Source organism: Aeribacillus sp. SP014 (genome assembly GCF_054055575.1).
The window spans coordinates 3681598-3700401 of the sequence record NZ_JBSRXI010000001.1; the positions used below are offsets into that span (position 1 = coordinate 3681598).

Consider the following 18804-nt stretch of genomic DNA (forward strand, 5'->3'; position numbering starts at 1 on the left):
AACACAATATGCCGCCTGTCCTTTAAAAATTTAATAAAGCCCACCTGAACACCTATGCTTTTTTAATGAAACAATCTGTTAAATCTTGAGAAAAGTAACCATATTAAAAGAATATGATAAGCTGTACCCCCTAACCAAAAACCCCAAAACTTGACAACACTATCTGCGGACAAAGCTAAAATCCCTTCGGAAACCCAGTACGTTGGCGCGATGAGACCAAATATGCGCCATTTGTCTGCCAAAAAATACAAGATTATTGGCGGTAGTAATATGAAATTCAACATTTTTGCCACTGCTAAGCCTTCTAATCGATTCGCGGCAAAGGCAAGAATCGCAAGCGCCATCAGCGGTGTTTCTAAAGAGCTTGTGATAAGGTGCAAAAAAACTTCCCACCGCATTAATGCTGCATCATGAAATACGATCACAAGCACAATAGACAAAACAAAATTTATCAATAATGGAAAGCCTATACGAAATGCTACATATCGCCCTTTCCCAAGCGGTGTTATCGCAAAATACGTAACAAGTGACTCATCGCGCTCCTCTAACATCATTAAACCAACCATCATTCCAACCGTGATCGGTGTTAATAATAGAAAAATGCTTAGCAAATACGGAATGTGCGGTGTGATAGAAAATGGTGCTACTGATTCAAACCAAGGCAAGCCTTTTGCGATAAATAACATAAGCAATAATGGCAAGAGAATTGCCATAAAAAATATCGGGTCGCGAAGCAGCTGCTTCCGATCAAGTGAAAGCCAAGCTCGCCACATCATTTCTCCTCCCCTACTTGTATCCAGTATGTTCATATGCCTTGTACGCTAACTGAAATGCAATCACTAACCATAGACACAGGTTTGCTGCAGCCAAAATTCCTTCAAACAGCGAAAATGGTGCCGAACTGCTCGATAGCAAACGCAGCGCAGCGGCTGTCGGTAAAACGGAAAATATCGAATGGGAAACTAAATGAAAATAAGATAACAACGGCAGCAGCAGCACAATCATAGCGAGCGATGCTTTCATTAAAAATATATTGACTGTTTTCGCTCGTACAGCTAGCGCTAAGCCGAACAACGACATAATGACAGAAATCGCATACAATCCTATGCTTCCTAACCAATTCAACCTCCCAAGGGATCCAATCAACACCACCTCACCCGATACAAATCCTAGGATGGCAAGTGTTATCGCTTTTGACCAAATATAATCTTGCAGACGAATCGAGGTGACAAATATCGGGTCCAGTACGCCCTGACTCCGTTCCAGCAACACTCCAGCACCAACAATAAAAAATCCAACAGCTGCAGGATCCATGAGAACAATAACTGGGGCCACATCATCTCGAACATCAACCGGCATCCAATGAAGGATGATGATATAAAATAGGCTGACAAATGCGTAAACGATGTAAAAACCGTGCCGGGCTTGAAAACGGAAGTCTTGCTTCATGAGCTGCCAGATCATGCGATTTCTCTCCCTGTCACTCGAACGAAAATGTCTTCTAGCGTTGCTTCTTTTGTATGCATCGTCACAATTTCTTTTTCCTGAAGCAAGCGTAGAAATGCTTTATTTTTTCCTAATCCCGCTTGAACAAACTCTGTTGTTTTCATTTCGCCATTGTCCGAATATGTTACTTGCAGAACCGGCTCGCCCATTTTCACCTTCAACGCTTGCGGTGAATCAATCAGTGCAATATCGCCGTCCACCATAAATGCAACACGATCACAAAGATTTTCTGCAAAAGCCATATCATGCGTCGTAATAATAATTGTTTTTCCCTGTTCCTTTTGTTCCCGCAAAAAGGTTTTTATTTTCGTGACGTTGACTGGATCAAGACCGGATGTTGGTTCGTCTAAAAAAACAATGAACGGGCGATGTAAAAAAGCTCGGCAAAAATTCAAACGCATTTTCATTCCCTTAGAAAAATCACCGACCCTTTGGTGCATCGCCTCATTCAATCCCACCCGTTCCAGCAATTTTTCAATATCTTCTCCATCTGAACGATAAAGTGAACGGAAAAACGTTAAATTTTCATAAGCCGTCATTTTTATATAAAAATTAGGCATTTCAAACGCAACACCAATCATTTCCGCATATTCACGCCCATATGACGACAATTCTTTTCCATTCACTTTTACACTGCCTCTATATCCTTTTAAAAGTCCGATAAGAATTTTTTGCGTCGTGCTTTTCCCCGCGCCTGACGGCCCAAGCAGCCCGAAAATTTCCCCTTCCTTGACTTCAAAGTTAAATCCCTTTAATGCCGTTTTCGCTTGTTTTGGGTATGTGTAGGTTAATTGTTTGATCTCAATCATTCCTCCACCAATCCTTTCGCCAGCCATTTCGCTTGAAGCACTAACGCTTCGGCAAACTTCTCCCCTATCTCATCGCGGTACAAAAGCTGCAAAAAGAAGCTGCGTATGACCGCGACGATTGTACGTGGGTTTTCTTTTACCATAACTCCTTCGTCTTGCCATTTTTCAATAAGAGGCACAAGTGCATCTTCATCCTCTGTCGTATGATGGTCAGCATATTCCGGCGGTAACTTCCGCATTAAAAGTTCATATTCTTTTCGATCAATCATCAAGCGCAAAATCGGTTCTTGTTCGATCAACTTTACAGCTTGTACTAACAAATCTGCCAATCGTTCTTGCGTTAACGGCTTCTCTGTCCACTCAACTAGAAGTATTTCTCTTAATTTTCGTTCCTCCATTTGAAACACTTCATAAAACAACGCTTCTTTGGAGGGGAAAAATAAATAAAACGCTCCTTGTGAAATGCCAGCAGCTTCAGTCAAAGCCGCAACAGTTGTTTTTTGTATCCCGTATTGACGAAACATTGCTTTGGCTGTTTCTAATAATGTTTGACGTATCGTTTCCTTTTCTTCCTCACGAAATTTACGTGGGCATCGAATCACCTTCTTTATGTTTATATGAATATTTTTATTTTATATTCACATAAAGTGTGAAAAAAATCAAGAAAAATATTTCTTCAAGAATGGGGCTGTCTAATAAGTCGTTTTTTCGGCTTATTGACGGCCCCTTTTATGTTTTAGAAACGTTGATATATCATCGATGTTTATGATTTTTTGTTTTCAAAAGGGATTTGACTTTCTAAGACAGCTCCTTCTGTTTTTTTACCGTATTTACTAAATTCTATTTCATTTTTTCACCAAAGCATGCAGAAAATTCTCTTAAGCTGAATTTGTCCAAAATCTGACTTCTTTTTTCAAGACTTATTGCACAGCTCTTCTTTTAACAGCTTCGGTAAATAATCGATATGAAATACATCATCTGGAAAGGTGATTCCTAAGTCTTCATCTTCATATAAAAACTCTTGAAGCACCTCATTTAATGCCGTCATATAAAATTCATGCAAAAATTCGTAGCTGAAGGTTTCCCGAGGCATTAAAGATTGCGCACACACATTCGGATGGCAATAATTTAAATACGTGCGGCACGGAGTCGGTCTGACCTCGTAAACTTTGCAAGTATTGGACGACCGATCTAAAAATGGACAGCTCACTTGTTCAGAAATGTACTTGAATTTAAATTGGGGATCTTCATGAAAATCGATGGAGCATACTTTTTCCAATTGCTCCTTGTTCGATTCAAAATAATTGAACAAATGTCCAAGAATATCCTGTTTTTGTTCTTCTGGCAGGCTTTGAATATATTGCAAAATTAATTTGGCTTCCAAGCGAGTGGTAATAATCGGAAAATAACAACAATAAGCACAGCCTTTAAAACAGGAAGGTTGTATATTCACTTTTGTTTCAATTTCTTTAATTTGGGAATCTATTAATTTTAAGAGTGCTGTAAATGTTTCTAAAATAATTTCGGAAGCACTTTCGTTTTCTGGGTTTTCTAAAATATGATCAATCGTGTCATAAAACAGCTGCTCATCCGGAATATAATGTATATTAATTGTTTCACAGATTTTCAACATGTCTTCGTAGGTTAATCGATTATCCAAAAGACTTCGACTCCTTGCAACAATGTCTTTTCAAGATCGTAAATCATCGCCTGCAAAAAATCCATCAGGTACATCTTTTAAAATTTCAGCAACCAAAATGCACCTTTAGCCGTCAAACCGCTTCCAATCAGCCGCTTTCTACAAATGATTCGATAATTTTAACATTCGTTACAGTCCCAGTCTGTCTCAAGTACATTCAGGTGCTGAGCGCTGGAATATGTCTAGTTTCAGGAGATCATACCCAAAAGACTTTCCTTATTTTAAATATTTTAAAATTAGCTCATAGCAAGTTTTCTTATAAAACTCATGAAGGTGATCTTCATCACGCATTAACCACTGAATGAGACATCCATCGATGATCGAGCGAATCATCTTGGAAGCTGTATCGACATCAATGTCAGCTGAAAACGTTCCTTCCTTTTGACCAAGAGCAACAATGTTGCGGCCGATTTTCCAGCAGTTTTCGTAAAACTTGAGATTTATTAGCCTATATTGTGGATTTCGGCTCGCTTGTGCCATAAAATCAAGGTACACTTTGTAAAATTTTTTATTCTTTTTTGGATCGATAAAAACAGAATGGATATAAGCCTCTAATTTATTTATCGCTGCTGTCTGCTTACTAACCGCTTTATACTCATGTTGATAAATGCGATCCGTCACCCATTCCAGCAAGCTTAAAAAAACGTCCTCTTTATTTTCAAAGTAATAATTCGTAACCCCTTTGCTTACACCTGCATAATCAGCAATATCCTGCAATGTTACCGTTTCGTACCCTTTATCTGAAACAGCTTGAAAAGCAGCCCTTAAAATTTGTTCTCGCCTTTCTTCTGCTTTTTTCTTCATAAAAACACCCCTCGAACTTCGGTCATAACGATATTATACATGAATTTTTGACGATAAAAATATTTTGACCGGTCAGAATAATTTTGTTATCGTAAAAGCAAGAATATGAAAAACAATAAGGGGGATGTCGAGTGGAACACTTCAAAGCGTTAGTAGTGAACAAAACAGAGACAGATTTTTCAGTGAAAGTACAAACCATTTCCATGAATGACCTTCCAGAAGGAGATGTCGTCATAAAAGTTGCTTATTCCAGTGTCAATTATAAAGATGGATTAGCTTCCATTCCCAATGGGAAAATTGTAAAATCGTATCCGTTCGTACCAGGTATCGATCTAGCCGGCACTGTTGTTTCTTCTAAAGATCCGCGCTTTAAAGAGGGAGACGAAGTTATTGCAACAAGCTATGAAATCGGCGTGTCGCATTACGGAGGCTACAGCGAATACGCCCGCATTCCTGCAGATTGGATTGTCCCTCTTCCAAAAGGATTGACGCTAAAAGAAGCTATGGCTTTAGGAACAGCTGGTTTTACGGCGGCATTGTCTGTCCATCGTTTAGAAGAAAATGGATTAACTCCTGAAAAAGGAAAAGTACTCGTTACAGGAGCAACCGGCGGAGTCGGAAGCATCGCAGTTTCCATGTTGGCAAAACGAAATTATCATGTTGTCGCAAGTACAGGCAAAGAAACTGAACATGAATATTTACACGAGCTTGGCGCAAAAGAAATCCTTTCTCGCGAAGAAGTTTGTCCAGAACAGATCCGTCCGTTAGATAAACAATATTGGGCAGCAGCCGTTGACCCTGTAGGCGGGGAAACCCTTGCCGCAATCCTTAGCAGAATTCAATACAACGGCTCTGTAGCAGTCAGTGGGCTAACTGGAGGCAGCGACGTTCCAACGACTGTCTTCCCATTTATTCTACGCGGAGTCAACCTGCTTGGCATCGATTCGGTCTATTGCCAAATGGAATTGCGAAAACAAATTTGGGAGCGAATGGCCGCTGATTTAAAACCTGATAAATTACTAGAATCTATTGCACAAGAAATCACACTCGATCAGCTTCCTGACGCATTATCGAACATTCTAAAAGGCAAGCTGCGCGGCAGAACGGTTGTAAAGCTCTCATAATACTCGCAGCTTTTTCTGGGTTTTGATTGAAAATAGTTCCCTTTTTGAAACGGGAAATCGGTATTTAAAAAATTTTTTAGTGAATTGATGACAAAAAGCTCAGCATATGCCGAGCTTTTTGTCTGTCAACAGTTCTTAAAAAAGTTTGCAGCTCATTACTAGCAACTAATCCGCAGCTTTTTTTAGATAAATTATTTCTTTTAGTTCGGTCTCAGTCTTTTTCGTACATGGTATGCAACAGAAGATTCGACCCTAGCTTTACACCTTTGTTTACAAAGTCAACTTGTTTAAAACAGCGGAATAGGTTTAATCATTTGCTGTTTTTATCCTTAACTAGAGATTGCACAAGAGACTGAATATTCAGTCTCTTGTGTGAAAAATAGGAACCATTTTTTTACCTTAGTTAAGTCCAGCTAATTGTGCAAATTTTGTATGAATGATTATTGCAATGTCAATTCTGCTTCTGATTGAATAACTGTTGGATCATCATGCTTTTTTCGAACGAGAAGCAGTGCCAAGGCTGCGCAAATGCCCGGAGCTGCAAAGGCAATAAAGCATATGCCAATCGGTGCTTTCAGAGATAAAAGCATCCCGCCCAATGTAGGGCCAACCATGCCGCCGAGACGTCCTACACCATTCGCCAATCCAACCCCTGTTGAACGCACATGTGCGGGATAATACTGGGAAACAAATGCGTTTAATAAGCTTTGGTTCCCCATCGTACAAACACCAGCAATGGCGATGAGCAAATAAAGGAAGAAAATATTGCTTTTGATCCCAAGAAGAGCAAGACACACTGCGCCGAGAATATACAAACCGGTAATTAATGCTTTCGAACCTCTGCGATCCGCCAAAATACCAATGATAATAGTTCCAAGCAATGCACCGCCGTTTAAGAAGATCGCAAATCCGAGACTGGAGATAAGCGGATAGCCTGCTGTCTCCATTAATTTAGGAAGCCAAGTATTTAGGCCATAGATCATTAACAACCCCATAAAGTAAACAATACAGAAAAGAATCGTAGGCAATGCCAGTTTGTTTTGGAAAAGCCCAATAAATGGAATTTTCTCTGTTTTCATCTCAGGTTCCTGTTCGGTTTCAATCAACTGCTTTTTATAGTCGGGGTCAATTTTTCTTAAAGTGCGCTCTAAATCATCCAGTTTGCCTTTGCGAATTAAAAATTGTGGAGACTCAGGCAAAGACTTAAGCATAAAAGGGATGATGAACAAAGGAATAACAGAAAACCATAGAACAGGTCTCCAGCCGAATGACGTAATAAATAAAACTCCGACAAGCGGTGCAAGTATACCGCCGACTTGGTTTCCGCACAATGCCAATGTAATCGCTTTATTTTTACTGGATTTAGGAATATATTCTGTAAGAAGTGAGATCACTGAAGGCAAGGCGCCGCCAAAGCCAATTCCTGCTAAAAATCTGCACCATGAAAACAATGTTGCATTATCAACAAATCCCGATATTGTTGTCGCAAGACTAAAAATGATAATAGAGATGATGATAAGCGGCTTGCGCCCGAATTTATCTGCCAAAAGGCTGAGAATGATCGAACCGAACATCATGCCAAACAATCCATAGCTGCCAATAATGCCCGCCTGGATCGGCGACAGCTCCCATTCTTTCGATAATACCAGAACTACAGTACCATAAACAACCAAATCATACCCCTCAAAGCTAATCGTGAAAAGCCCCCAAAGCAATAAAACAGTGTGAAAGCGGTTAAATTTACTTGCGTCTAAAAAATTTTTTACGGAAAGGCTTGTCATGTTCTCACTTCCTCCTTTTTTCGGTAAGATATAATAATTTAGAAAGGAAAAACTTCTTAAATGAATTTCATAGTTTTGATTACTTGTTCTTTTCAATGAAATATCGCTGAATGATTTGGTCATGGCGGAGGAGAGCGCTCCGCCACCATGGATTGCAAAAATCAAATCATGCGGGTGGACTTTTTGTGATGCTCTCGTTCATGATCTTAAAATCATCGAGGGCATCCTTCTTCCACTCTTTTGCCAAATTCCTTCCTGAAACCTACGAAAAGCTTCAATCAAAATGCTGTGTGGAGCGGAAAGTAATGGCACTATATCTCGTTAATGTTCGCTAGAATCCAATAAATCAATTAATTGGCTATAATGACTAGGAGCTTTGTTGTTCAACTTTTCCCGAACTCCGCTGTCAACAAGTAATTGCAACTTCCTTTTCACAGCTTCAGACATCGTAGCATCCACATTTAACATACCGAGTGTGTCGATTACTTCATTCATCTCGGCCACCCGCCGTTCTGCATGGATGGCCGTTCTGGTCAACAACATATTAGCAGTTTCACCTAATGGTTTTCCTGTAACGGATTGATTCAATGATTCCATAACGATTTCTTCCACCCCGTATTTTCTGCTGGATTGAATGGTTTCCAACAGAAGTGCAGAAAACCCTTTCATAAAAATGCTGCGGAACATTTTGATGGCAGAAGAACTGCCGGCTTTTTCGCTAATAAATGTAAGATTCATTCCAAACTGTGTACCGATTTTTTGGAAATCTAGTGCACCTGAACCGCTTATATACATTGGCACTTTATGTTTTTTTAATGGTACGGAATCCATGACTGCCGCATCCACAAATTTTGCTCTTGTTTCAGCAACATAATCTGCAACCTTTTCCATTACCATTGGCGAAGCGGCATTTATATCAATATAGTAATGGTCCGGTGTTAAGTACGATTTGATATCTTTTGCGATAGGTTCGGCCGCTTTTGCACTCGTAGCGCAAAAAATGTACTCCGTTTTTTCACAAAGCTCTTCCAACGACGAAGCAAGTGGAATATGCAGCTTTTCCATTCGCTCCCGGATAGCCGGTCCAAATGTCGGATGGTTAGCGTTAACATCATACGCATAAATGATTTTTATTCCTTCTTGAAGCAGCCCTTCTGAAATTAAATTAGCTGCTTCGCCAAACCCTATAAAACCTACTAATTGGTGCAGCCATGTACAATCTCCCCATCTCTTAGTCTAATAAACAATTAAAAATGTCCCATAACGGAATCCTGATATAGCTTCGCCTACGACAGCAAAGATTTTTTAAATGTCTCTTCATCCTCATAATAAATAACATTTTCCTTTTGTAACGTTTCTCTCAGATTGTAAAAATCAACGCTCAATTCGCCGTTTTCGATTTTTTCTTTTGTCCCTTTTTCTTTTTCCACTCTATTTTTGGCTGCTTCTAACGACGATTTAACATCTTCTTTCCGGATGACAACAATACCGTCGTCATCTGCCATAATTAAGTCACCAGGATTTACTTGCGTGCCGGCGCATACTGCCGGAGCGTTCACCCAGCCTCCTCTTGTTTTGGTTGTGCCTTCTGAATAAACTGCTTTCGACCATACTGGAAAACCAAGTTCACGAATTTGTTTCACATCTCGGATGCCGGCATCAATGACGACACCTTGTACACCGCGTTTCATAAGAGCTCGGACGATCAGCTCGCCAATCATTCCATGAACACCTTCACCGATTGTCGTAATCACTAATATATCACCCGGCTTGCAAACTTCGATGGCCGCATGAATCATCAAATTATCACCGGCATAGCAAATAGCTGTCACGGCAGGTCCGCAAATTAGTTTTCCTTCTTGAACAGGCTTCAGTTGATGTCCCAAGAGTCCTTGTTTACCTTGAGCCTCATAAACCGTCGACACGTCATAGTTTTTAAATTCCTCAATTAATTTCGGATCAGGCCGTTGAATATTTTGAACCACATATTTTTCCATTATATCAATTCACCGCCAACGAGCGGGAAGAATCTGCTGAAAGCTTCCGCATATTTGTATTGTTGGTTGCCAGAGCATCTTCTTGCATGATTTCCACGCAGAGCTGCTTTAGCGGCATAATATTCAATCAAGTGCTTTTGAGCTTTAAAGCAGTTCATAGCTTCATATTTTTGTTCGTACGTATCAGTAATATCAACAATCACTTCCGGTTTAAAATCGCTGATTTCCGACTGATGCGGTTCAAAGCCGAAGATTTTCGGCTGTTTAATTTTTGGAAGTTCAACGTCGCGTACACCAGCCGAAGTTGCTAATACTGAAGCTTCAAATACAAACCGAGAAACGGTTTCATGGTCAGGATTAAACGCATCCCTCGGCCCATGAGTCAAAATCACCTGCGGCTGTACTTTCCTGATTTTCTTAAGCAATTGCAGGGTGCGTTCCGGTGTGATAGTCATATGATAATCTTGATAGTCCCAGATTTCATAATCTTTAACACCTAAGCATTTGATGGCTGCCTCGATTTCGCTTCTGCGGACAGATTTTACGTTATCCAATGTTTGCCCTTCGATTTTCCATAAGTCATTGGACTCTCCTCTTGCCCCGTAGCTTAAAATAACGAGAGAAACTTTTGCTCCAGCTTTTACATATTTTGCAATGGTGCCGCCGCCTCTCCAAACAAAGTCCCCTGCATGAGCACTTACAACTAATAGATTCGTATTTTGATCAATCATATTTTTACCCCCTGTTCTTCTACCAATAATGAGGTATTAATGGTTGTCATACGCTTCACTTCTTCTTTCGTAAAACTGCCGTTATCAATTAGTTGACGAACGAATTCCAATATCCCTTCATCGGGATAAACATTTTTTTGTTGGCCTAAGTCTGTTGATAAAATGCAATGTTCAGGTCCAACATAACGGATTTCTTCAAAAACAGATTCCCAAGTCGCTTTATTTGAATATGGGGTCGTAAAACAATGTTCCATAACCGCTCCCATATCTGCTAATTCTTTTTGCTCTTCTTTTGATAGATTGATAGATGGAAAGTTAGGATGTGTAATGACAATTTTTTTTACACCCAATTTTCCTGCTTCTTTTACTAATTCATAAATTTCTTTTTTTCCTAAATGTCCGGTAGCCAAAATTAAATCGTGTTCCTTGATTACTTCCAGACAATCATACATTTCCTTTTTCAATTGATTTCCGTCAAGAATGCTTATTGTAGGCAAATGCTTCCCTTGTTCCTCCAGCTTTTGTCGCAGTTTAGCCCAGTGCGGCAGTTTTGCAGGGCTGCTCTTAGCAAAATGTTCCTGTTCGTTCGCAGAATCGAACGTAGGCATCCAAACAATTTTTGCCCCATCCCTTGCAGCCATTTCAACCGCAATCGGGTTTAATCCACCGACAGTATTATTCAAACAAATGGCCCCGATAGCATGAAAACCCGGGAAGTTTTTATTGACTAAAGATGCTCTTTCAGCTGTGCAAAAATAATGGGACTTGATGCCATAGCCTTTCATGCCGATCCGTTGGAGACGTTCTGCCATTTCAAAATCATCCAATTTACGAGGCAAAACATCCGGTCCGGTATGGACATGTAGGTCATAGGCATCTTTCAATAGCTCTTCGTACATAGAACAGCCTCTCTTTCAGAAATATTTTTAACAAAATTGTTTAACAATATTGTTGATGGTTAAAGTATATAGTATCTTTTTTCTTTCTGTCAACTCAAATTGTTTAAAAATTTAAAATTTCTATAAAACAGGCGCTCGGTTAATGAAGCAGCTTCCTACTCACAGCTACTCGCATGTGCATTATTGAATATAAAAAATGGGCTGACTTTTGCTGATATGCTCCCCTTAAGGTAGACAGATTAAAATATAAAAAATCTGTTTTACCTTAGGGGGAGTTTTCTATGTATAAGCAATATACTACAGAGTTCAAACTTGAAGTTTTACTTGCATATGAAAACCGAGAATGTACTATTCAAAAGCTTTGTAAAAGGTATCAAATTACTAAATATTCTTTAAGGCAATGGATAAATGAATTTGAGGAATTTGGAATAGAGGGTTTAGAACGTTCAAATTCTTGGAAAGGTTTTAAGGAAGCAGCTGTAAAAGATTATTTATCTGGTGAGTTCTCACAGTACGAGATTGTCAGGACATATGGTATTTCAAGTAGATCGGTACTTCAACGATGGATGAAGAAGTATAATAGCCATAGAGATTTAAAGGATACGTCGAAAGGAAAGACAAGCTCTATGACTAAAGGAAGAAAAACGACTTGCAATGAACGGATACAAATTGTGCTTTATTGTTTAGGGAACGGAAAAGATTGGGGAACGCTTTAAATGCGAGAAGTATTATTTACATAAGTATCAGACATTTGAAGAATTAGCTCTTGCGATGGATGAGTACATCCGCTTTTATAATTATGAAAGGTATCAAAAAAGATTAAACGGCCTTAGCCCCATGGAATATAGAGCTAAAGCCGCTTAGGTATATTTTTATTATTTCTACTGTCTACTTGACAGGGGGCAGTTCAAAAAAGCCAGCCCATCAAAACTATATTTTTTATATAAGAAATGAGAAATTTTCCTCAATCGTTTTACGAATATTAGAAATATGTGTGCGGATCGCCTTCTCCGCTTCATCCGCATTACGGTTTTTTAATGCGAGATAAATACTTTTGTGTTCTTTTAAAGAATTTTCCTTCCTCCCTGGTATTAGAATTGTCCGGAGATGGTATCTTAACAATTGTACTTTGATCATGTTTACCATATCCACTGCCTGTTGGTTGTCGCTAGCTTCATAAATGATTTCGTGAAATCTTTTATTCATTTTCGAATAATCTTCAAAATTTCCAGAGTTTAAATATGACTCCATTTTATTTAAAATGTCTTCCAGCTCATTCAGTCTGTCATCTGTTATTTGTTTAACAGCACTGCGTATAATCAAACTTTCTAGTAATTCCCGGATTTCAAAATAGTTCACGACTTCTTTCACAGTAAAGGATTTTACCGTTGCTCCTTTATTTTCTTCCATATCAACTAAGCATTCCTGCTCCAGCTTAAATAAAGCTTTCTTTACCGTATTTCTGCTTACACCGATTTGATTAGAGAGTTCACTTTCATTCAATTTTTGTGAAGGCAAAAACGCGCCGTTCATTATTCGTTCTTTAATGTATTCGTATGCAATATCCATTGGTCTTTTCATATTCAATCGCCTCGTAAATTATAATCAATCGCAAATATATTGTTTAACAATATTATTACACATTAAATTTGATAAATTAGTCAATACTTTACAGAAACTTTTTGAGTTGTGATCCATTGCAAGTTGTTTAAAGAAAATGGTTCAACAAGCTTACTTGATTCTCCTTCCACATGATCTATATTTCTTCCTTCATTTTACCGTCTGCAAAATAATTTATGAAAGCGCTTATTGACAAACAATTCTTAAATTTGTAGAATAAAATTGTTCAACAATTATGTTTAAAAATAAGGAGAGGGGAACAAATGAATCGACCAAAGGAACTGGATTTTGACATTGCCCACCTCGGCCATGTGGAACTGTTAACTCCAAAATTCGAGGAAAGCGCCCTTTTTTTTAAGAACATACTCGGTTTACAGGAAGTATATAGTAATAATGAATCGGTTTATTTGCGCTGTTGGGGGGATTATGAAGAGTATTCGATCAAATTGACGAAATCTGATCAGGCTGGAGTCGGCCATACAGCGCTGCGGACAATAAGTCCGGAAGCATTGGAACGAAAAGCGAAGGCGATTGAAGCCGCAGGACGAGGAATTGGCTGGATTGATGGAGATAAAGGCCACGGGAGAGCTTACCGCTTTTACGGCCCGGATGGGCATATCATGGAACTGTATTATGAATCCAGCTTTTATCAAGCTCCTGATCATTTACGGCCTACACTGAAAAATCAACCACAAAAGTTCACTGGACATGGAGCTGCGGTAAAAACATTAGATCACATCAACTATTTATCCTCAAATCCGGAAGCAGATGGAGAATTTGCAGAAAATGTCTTAGGTCTCCGTTTAACCGAGCAAATCGTCATGAATGACGGCCATAAAGCAGCTGTCTGGTATCGAGCAACTAATAAATCGTACGATCTTGTATATACCGAAGATTCAACTGGATCAAAAGGACGCCTGCACCATATCGCTTTTGCCGTCGAGAGCATGTCGGACATTGTGAGAGCAGCAAACTTTTTTATTGACCATAATGTTTATATTGAATTTGCACCAAGCAAGCACGCCATCAACCAAACATACTTTGTTTACGTTTATGAACCAGGCGGAAACCGTATTGAAGTCTGTTCCGGCGGATATCTGATTCTTGCACCAGATTGGAAGCCAATTACTTGGACTGAAGAAGAACGCAAACGCGGCCAAGCCTGGGGAAATAAAACGGTTGAAACCTTCCATACTTACGGAACTCCAATTATTGCCGAACTGGATAAAGCGGGGAAAAAATAAAATGAAAGCCCTCTGCTCCTCTTTGAAGTATTGATCTTTTTCAAGGAGGAGCGATTATTTTCAAAATATAGAAGAAATGCTTCACATTTCTCTACGCAATTCTTCCACAGTTAACTATTCAGAATTTGTATCACTTGTACATTTGAATCCATCTGGTAAAAGGTTTTTCATGTTTTAAAACTTCTTCTAAAAATCAAGAATCAAACAATATGTTTTAAACTCTAAAGTGCATCTAAAAGCTTATTTTGTAGCACCATATAAATTAATCAAAGTTGCTTCTTTATCTGTGCTTAATGCAGTCGCCCGTTTTACACAGCGGGCAAAAGCAGCCTCAATAATGTTTTGAGGTCCTTAAATATTTATTTTTACTGCTTCAAATGGGTTGGATTCACATGCTTGCACTTGCTTCAAAGCTGCTTGCTGCATACACAACTACATCACACCATCAAACGCACGATATAAACGATATCTTTGTCTCGTACATCACCAATGAAAAATTGGATTCTTCGGTCTATATATATTCTTGTACCATTTCATACTGTTTTAATTTCTCACGGCTAATACGATAACCTTTTTTACATCATATCCAAAATCCTTCGAACAAATTTTTTCCCAAAAGGCCGGTTCCCCCCGTTATTAAAATCGTTTGATTTGTTAACCATTCCATCATAAATTGCAAAACTACTGATTGCCTAAGCTTTTTATTGTTTCATCAAATGGGAATTCTGTTAGTTTTTTTGCATTTGAAACAATGTCTGAAATCGGAACAAAATGTGCCCCTTTAATTACAGCACCTTGTTCAGCTGTATTTTTTACAATAATATGCTTCGTTTCAGCAATTTTTCGTTCAAACCATTTAAGGTAAACGAATAAATTTCTAGTGGTTTTGACAACTGAACCGTTATTCGAAGGGATGGAAAAAAGTCTTTTATCTGTGGCAACACGCACTCCTGATGTTGAGTGTGCAGCATGGCTGCGATCTTTTGCATAAGCCAAATCCTGCCCTAACAAAACAATTTCAGAAAATCCCATTTTTATTAAAATATCAAAAGCTGTTGTGGCAACTGAGCCACCGGTATCAACCAATTGACAGCCATTTTGCTTGGCATACATTTCTGCTTTTGGATATCCCTTTTGAAACGCAGCAATCTTTAAACCTTTATGATATCTCACTGCTCGGTAGCAAGCAGTTGACAAATATATCAGCGGTTTTGACAAATTCAATCCTGCCAATTGTCGATAAACCTCATTTTGAGGGTCTGAGATCACAACAGCATGAGGTTCAATTCCTTTCGTTTTAAGCACTTTGTATGCTGAACCTACAGCTAAAATAAAATATTTCTTTCTTAACTCTTTCAATGCATCAACAGTCTTATCCAAAGAGGGCCCAGAAGATACTAACACTGCCTTTTTTCCCTTGAACAAGTCAAATAGTTTATCAACAGTTATATCCATATAGTTCAAATTGTTCCGGAAGTTTTTTTCCATTAAAGAAGAAAATCGATGAAAAGACATCTCTTTTATTTTGATTTCTTCTAATATATGTTTTATTGGATTGTTATTGGGCAATGCTTTGACAAATGGATTAGGAATTAACCATTTAACTTTATATTCTAACAATTCATTTAAAAGATTATTTAATTTTGTTATATTCTCCAAAAAATAAATATTTACATTAGGATGAGAAAGAATATCAGTTAAATCTAATGTCTCTAGTGCTGCTTTAAAACACGTTAAATAAGGCTCTATTACAAACACACGTTTATTTGGCTCATTTTCCAACAAAACTTTCACATGATATCCTAGTCCAAATCCAAACAAACAATAAACATTTACATTTGGATCTAATTGCGATTTTATAAATGTTTCGGCATCTCTCATTGGATTGTATTGGCTATATAAATATTGACCATTTAATATTAAAGTTGGGAGACCATTAATTTTGGATTCTTGAATACTAATTTCAATTTTATCATTTGCGGATTTTAATAATTGTTTTTTCAATTGACCATTTTTAATTGAATTCACATTTTTTTTTAATAGATTCAATGGGGATCTTCCTCTATCATGCGAAATCTTTTTTTCTTTGCTTCCTCAAAGAAGGGCTGTATTTCATATTCAAACATATCCGCCACTATGACGTAGTCCTGGCGTTCGATCCCATTATTAATTTCATCCAAAAATGGATTAATATTACTAAAATTAATATCAATTGTGTATTTGTGATTCTCCATTAACTCCACTACTTTTGTCAACCAACTTACTCCTTCACTGAATTGTACAATAAGTTGTATGGCTTCGCCAATCTTATCTTCACGTAAATAATCTGCAATCGTTTGGGATCCTGTTGCTACTCTTTCGATATAGTGATAAAAGCTTTCTTGTGTTTCTAAAACAATATTTGTCATTTTCATCCCTCGTTATTAAATACTTTAATTTTCTTTTCAATTTTTTCTTTTAAAAATTGAAAATTTGATTTAGACTCCGCTGCTGCATGCAATAATTCAGAATATAAATTTAAAGAACGTTTATATACTCTTTGATAAGTTTCTTTCTCGGATTCATTTTCTTTCGGTAAATTATTATGGTAGATTTTGATTATAATTGGTTGAGCTATTATTGACATAAATCCGTCTTTAAAATACTTTTTTAATTTCTCATCAACTTTATCTAACTCTTTTAAAATTTTTGTTGAAAAATTAGATTTCGATTTATTTCTTTTTAACAATGAAATAGCATCTTTAACAAGTCGTTCTACGTTTTCATGCTTATTAATTTCCTCCCGAACAAGTTTTAGAAATTTTTCCCAATCATCTCTCGTTTTCTCTAAACAAAACTTTTTATTAAAAGAGACAGGTATTTTATTTCTATCAACAAATTTTTCACAAAATTGTTGAAAAGATATTTGTTGATAGCCTTCAATTTTTATTCCCCCTTCTGTACAATTATAAATCCTTTCTGGGTTTTTAAAGGTTTTAAGTAGATGTTCAAAATTATTTTTCATTAACAGAAAGGGGTAATCTGTAAGAACTTGGTCTTCAAAATATCCTTTAGTATAAAACATTCCTCTTTTTTTTATAACTTCGTCATCTATTACCTTAAAGTTTTTATTGTTTTCTGCATGAGATTTATTATCTGTATAAGCTAAATCTTGGCCAATTAAAGCAATTGCACCTGTTGTGATTTTTTCAGCAATGCTTAGCGCATAAGTTGCTACAGAAGCTCCACCTAAAATCGTATCAACATCTTTATTAATTAATTTTTGGACATACTTTTCTACTTCTTTATTTGTATTAAAAACAACAGATCGACTGTTAAAATGTTCTCGTATCTTATGATGATTAGATAAGGAATAAATCATTTGAGTATTTTTTAAATTTAGATCTTCAAAGTGTTTATAGTTATTAATGCCCCCATCTATTGTAACAACAAAATCTGGTTCTATATGATGACTTAGCAAAGTATTTATTGTAGAACCAGATGAAATCAATACTATATGATTCCTAATAGATTTTAATAAAGGAATTTGTTTTGTTAATGACGGACCGCCTGAAGCAACAACAACAGGCTCCTCATAAAAATTTTTCAATTCTTTAAAAGGTATATCATTGAAGGCATAAAATAAGTTAAGTGTAAAATTCCTTTCCCAATCCCTAGAAAAATAGTTTATAGTATTTATATTTACAACTTCCATATAAATACAGTCTTTCACTATTTTTAATAAATCATGGTAATAATCTATTGCAATATGATCATAATTTGGGGAAGTTATGAAGCATATTCTTTTTCCAAAAATACCAACAAATCTTTCCAACATTTGAGAAAATAATTCTTTCTTCTCTCCAATAATCAAAATCGTTCGATTGTAGTTTTCAATATTTTCAAATTGAAAGTTAATTATTTTTTCAAAAGGGTCGACAATTATTAAAAATTCATCTTCAGTTAATTTCTCGCTTAATTCTTTAGCAAAATAACCTGCGCCTATTCCAAACAATATATGTAAAAAATTCTTTTTAAAATGCTTTTCTGCAAATCGTTTTGCTTCCTTTATCGGATCATATTTACTATGTAAATAGTAATCATTAATTTTTACAATTTTATGGCCGCTTTTCGAAATTTCTTCAACCACTTTATAATTTTTTGACATATATCACACCTCAAATATAATATCGGCGTACACATTTTTTTTTTAATATTTTTGTTGAGATGAATTTCGTAAGTTAAAACCCTTTTGGTACATGAATTTGGATTACCTTCAAAACTAAATACATAGCCAGTTATAAAATGACAAAATTAGATATATCTCTCTATGATTTATTATATGTTAAGAATTGACAAAATGAATTTTATTATTTTTATAGTTCATTTCATCTCTATATTGAGTTTTTCTTACTCAAACTACATTTTTGGATCTGACAATGTTGAGAGGATCTTTGTTTTGTTGCTTGAATTTTCTGATATGTTCATCCCATTACAATTCTAAAACTATTTTAAAATTCATTTAAATCGTTTTTTCAATTCAATACCTTGATTGGTTTCTCATAATTAAATTTTTAAAAGTAACGATAAAAGGTCTAAAAATATTCACAT

General features: G+C 36.9%; 19 protein-coding genes and 1 pseudogene. 4 read left to right on the forward strand and 16 right to left on the reverse strand.

Annotated elements, in window-relative coordinates; translation table 11 throughout:
* Nucleotides 1–62: 62 nt before the first annotated feature.
* The 6 genes from ACVIJU_RS18020 to ACVIJU_RS18045 form a co-directional block, all read right to left on the reverse strand.
* On the reverse strand, nucleotides 63–773 hold the full coding sequence (locus tag ACVIJU_RS18020; protein ID WP_456687844.1) for a hypothetical protein: 711 nt from the start codon (nucleotides 771–773) through the stop codon (nucleotides 63–65).
* 13 nt (nucleotides 774–786) lie between these two features.
* Nucleotides 787–1464, reverse strand: coding sequence for a fluoroquinolone export ABC transporter permease subunit (locus ACVIJU_RS18025; protein WP_456687845.1), 678 nt, complete (start codon nucleotides 1462–1464; stop codon nucleotides 787–789).
* Nucleotides 1461–2315, reverse strand: a complete 855-nt coding sequence (locus tag ACVIJU_RS18030; protein WP_327856581.1) for an ABC transporter ATP-binding protein — start codon at nucleotides 2313–2315, stop codon at nucleotides 1461–1463. Before ACVIJU_RS18030 ends, ACVIJU_RS18025 begins: the two co-directional genes overlap by 4 nt.
* Nucleotides 2312–2917: a TetR/AcrR family transcriptional regulator gene (locus ACVIJU_RS18035; RefSeq protein WP_277986846.1), complete on the reverse strand. Its 606-nt coding sequence runs from the start codon at nucleotides 2915–2917 to the stop codon at nucleotides 2312–2314. The genes ACVIJU_RS18030 and ACVIJU_RS18035 overlap by 4 nt, the downstream gene beginning before the upstream one ends.
* A gap of 311 nt (nucleotides 2918–3228) precedes the next feature.
* A complete protein-coding gene (locus ACVIJU_RS18040) occupies nucleotides 3229–3975 on the reverse strand; it encodes a YkgJ family cysteine cluster protein (protein ID WP_340854793.1) in 747 nt (248 codons plus the stop codon).
* 255 nt (nucleotides 3976–4230) lie between these two features.
* Entirely contained in the window at nucleotides 4231–4818 is a 588-nt protein-coding gene (locus ACVIJU_RS18045; protein ID WP_456687846.1) for a TetR/AcrR family transcriptional regulator, read from the reverse strand.
* Between the two features lie 131 nt (nucleotides 4819–4949).
* Between ACVIJU_RS18045 and ACVIJU_RS18050 the strand changes: the two genes are divergently transcribed.
* Nucleotides 4950–5942: an NADPH:quinone oxidoreductase family protein gene (locus ACVIJU_RS18050; protein WP_456687847.1), complete on the forward strand. Its 993-nt coding sequence runs from the start codon at nucleotides 4950–4952 to the stop codon at nucleotides 5940–5942.
* Between the two features lie 440 nt (nucleotides 5943–6382).
* Here ACVIJU_RS18050 and ACVIJU_RS18055 read toward each other — a convergent pair whose 3' ends face one another.
* The 5 genes from ACVIJU_RS18055 to ACVIJU_RS18075 all read right to left on the reverse strand — a co-directional run bounded on the left by ACVIJU_RS18055 (nucleotide 6383) and on the right by ACVIJU_RS18075 (nucleotide 11350).
* Nucleotides 6383–7723 (reverse strand): MFS transporter, encoded by a 1341-nt coding sequence (locus tag ACVIJU_RS18055; RefSeq protein WP_456687848.1) that lies wholly within the window; start codon nucleotides 7721–7723, stop codon nucleotides 6383–6385.
* Nucleotides 7724–8044: 321 nt separating this feature from the next.
* Nucleotides 8045–8932, reverse strand: a complete 888-nt coding sequence (locus ACVIJU_RS18060) for a DUF1932 domain-containing protein (RefSeq protein WP_456687954.1) — start codon at nucleotides 8930–8932, stop codon at nucleotides 8045–8047.
* Nucleotides 8933–9009: 77 nt separating this feature from the next.
* Nucleotides 9010–9720: a 4-carboxy-4-hydroxy-2-oxoadipate aldolase/oxaloacetate decarboxylase gene (locus ACVIJU_RS18065; protein WP_456687849.1), complete on the reverse strand. Its 711-nt coding sequence runs from the start codon at nucleotides 9718–9720 to the stop codon at nucleotides 9010–9012.
* The gene (locus tag ACVIJU_RS18070; protein WP_201108629.1) at nucleotides 9720–10451 is read right to left on the reverse strand and encodes a PIG-L deacetylase family protein; all 732 of its coding nucleotides are present in this window, start codon (nucleotides 10449–10451) and stop codon (nucleotides 9720–9722) included. The genes ACVIJU_RS18065 and ACVIJU_RS18070 overlap by 1 nt, the downstream gene beginning before the upstream one ends.
* The gene (locus ACVIJU_RS18075; protein ID WP_063389287.1) at nucleotides 10448–11350 is read right to left on the reverse strand and encodes a DUF6282 family protein; all 903 of its coding nucleotides are present in this window, start codon (nucleotides 11348–11350) and stop codon (nucleotides 10448–10450) included. Before ACVIJU_RS18075 ends, ACVIJU_RS18070 begins: the two co-directional genes overlap by 4 nt.
* Before the next feature lie 281 nt (nucleotides 11351–11631).
* Here ACVIJU_RS18075 and ACVIJU_RS18080 point away from each other — a divergent pair, with 281 nt between their 5' ends.
* A complete protein-coding gene (locus tag ACVIJU_RS18080; RefSeq protein ID WP_456687850.1) occupies nucleotides 11632–12066 on the forward strand; it encodes a helix-turn-helix domain-containing protein in 435 nt (144 codons plus the stop codon).
* Nucleotides 12050–12214: an IS3 family transposase gene (locus ACVIJU_RS18085; RefSeq protein ID WP_327856593.1), complete on the forward strand. Its 165-nt coding sequence runs from the start codon at nucleotides 12050–12052 to the stop codon at nucleotides 12212–12214. The genes ACVIJU_RS18080 and ACVIJU_RS18085 overlap by 17 nt, the downstream gene beginning before the upstream one ends.
* Nucleotides 12215–12289: 75 nt before the next feature.
* On the opposite strand, the gene ACVIJU_RS18090 is transcribed toward ACVIJU_RS18085, so the two are convergent.
* Nucleotides 12290–12931: a GntR family transcriptional regulator gene (locus ACVIJU_RS18090; protein WP_063386285.1), complete on the reverse strand. Its 642-nt coding sequence runs from the start codon at nucleotides 12929–12931 to the stop codon at nucleotides 12290–12292.
* A 302-nt stretch (nucleotides 12932–13233) separates the two neighbouring features.
* Here ACVIJU_RS18090 and ACVIJU_RS18095 point away from each other — a divergent pair, with 302 nt between their 5' ends.
* Nucleotides 13234–14214 carry a catechol 2,3-dioxygenase gene (locus ACVIJU_RS18095; protein ID WP_456687851.1) on the forward strand — a complete coding sequence of 327 codons (981 nt, stop codon included), beginning with the start codon at nucleotides 13234–13236 and terminating at the stop codon, nucleotides 14212–14214.
* A 243-nt stretch (nucleotides 14215–14457) separates the two neighbouring features.
* Here the strand turns inward: ACVIJU_RS18095 and ACVIJU_RS18100 are convergent.
* From ACVIJU_RS18100 to ACVIJU_RS18115, 4 genes and pseudogenes are all read right to left on the reverse strand, one after another.
* Nucleotides 14458–14881, reverse strand: a pseudogene (locus tag ACVIJU_RS18100) (polysaccharide biosynthesis protein); the annotation flags it as partial.
* A gap of 14 nt (nucleotides 14882–14895) precedes the next feature.
* Nucleotides 14896–16263 carry a motility associated factor glycosyltransferase family protein gene (locus ACVIJU_RS18105; RefSeq protein WP_456687852.1) on the reverse strand — a complete coding sequence of 456 codons (1368 nt, stop codon included), beginning with the start codon at nucleotides 16261–16263 and terminating at the stop codon, nucleotides 14896–14898.
* Nucleotides 16260–16622, reverse strand: a complete 363-nt coding sequence (locus ACVIJU_RS18110; protein WP_063386288.1) for a hypothetical protein — start codon at nucleotides 16620–16622, stop codon at nucleotides 16260–16262. The genes ACVIJU_RS18105 and ACVIJU_RS18110 overlap by 4 nt, the downstream gene beginning before the upstream one ends.
* Before the next feature lie 2 nt (nucleotides 16623–16624).
* Nucleotides 16625–18361, reverse strand: a complete 1737-nt coding sequence (locus ACVIJU_RS18115; protein WP_063386289.1) for a motility associated factor glycosyltransferase family protein — start codon at nucleotides 18359–18361, stop codon at nucleotides 16625–16627.
* Nucleotides 18362–18804: the final 443 nt, after the last annotated feature.

Coding starts and splice junctions, on each gene's coding strand:
- ACVIJU_RS18080 (WP_456687850.1), top strand. CDS start 11,632: ATGTATAAGCAATATACTACAGAGTTCAAACTTGAAGTTTTACTTGCA.
- ACVIJU_RS18030 (WP_327856581.1), bottom strand. CDS start 2,315: ATGATTGAGATCAAACAATTAACCTACACATACCCAAAACAAGCGAAA.
- ACVIJU_RS18055 (WP_456687848.1), bottom strand. CDS start 7,723: ATGACAAGCCTTTCCGTAAAAAATTTTTTAGACGCAAGTAAATTTAAC.
- ACVIJU_RS18110 (WP_063386288.1), bottom strand. CDS start 16,622: ATGACAAATATTGTTTTAGAAACACAAGAAAGCTTTTATCACTATATC.
- ACVIJU_RS18090 (WP_063386285.1), bottom strand. CDS start 12,931: ATGAAAAGACCAATGGATATTGCATACGAATACATTAAAGAACGAATA.
- ACVIJU_RS18020 (WP_456687844.1), bottom strand. CDS start 773: ATGTGGCGAGCTTGGCTTTCACTTGATCGGAAGCAGCTGCTTCGCGAC.
- ACVIJU_RS18065 (WP_456687849.1), bottom strand. CDS start 9,720: ATGGAAAAATATGTGGTTCAAAATATTCAACGGCCTGATCCGAAATTA.
- ACVIJU_RS18095 (WP_456687851.1), top strand. CDS start 13,234: ATGAATCGACCAAAGGAACTGGATTTTGACATTGCCCACCTCGGCCAT.
- ACVIJU_RS18115 (WP_063386289.1), bottom strand. CDS start 18,361: ATGTCAAAAAATTATAAAGTGGTTGAAGAAATTTCGAAAAGCGGCCAT.
- ACVIJU_RS18070 (WP_201108629.1), bottom strand. CDS start 10,451: ATGATTGATCAAAATACGAATCTATTAGTTGTAAGTGCTCATGCAGGG.
- ACVIJU_RS18045 (WP_456687846.1), bottom strand. CDS start 4,818: ATGAAGAAAAAAGCAGAAGAAAGGCGAGAACAAATTTTAAGGGCTGCT.
- ACVIJU_RS18025 (WP_456687845.1), bottom strand. CDS start 1,464: ATGATCTGGCAGCTCATGAAGCAAGACTTCCGTTTTCAAGCCCGGCAC.
- ACVIJU_RS18075 (WP_063389287.1), bottom strand. CDS start 11,350: ATGTACGAAGAGCTATTGAAAGATGCCTATGACCTACATGTCCATACC.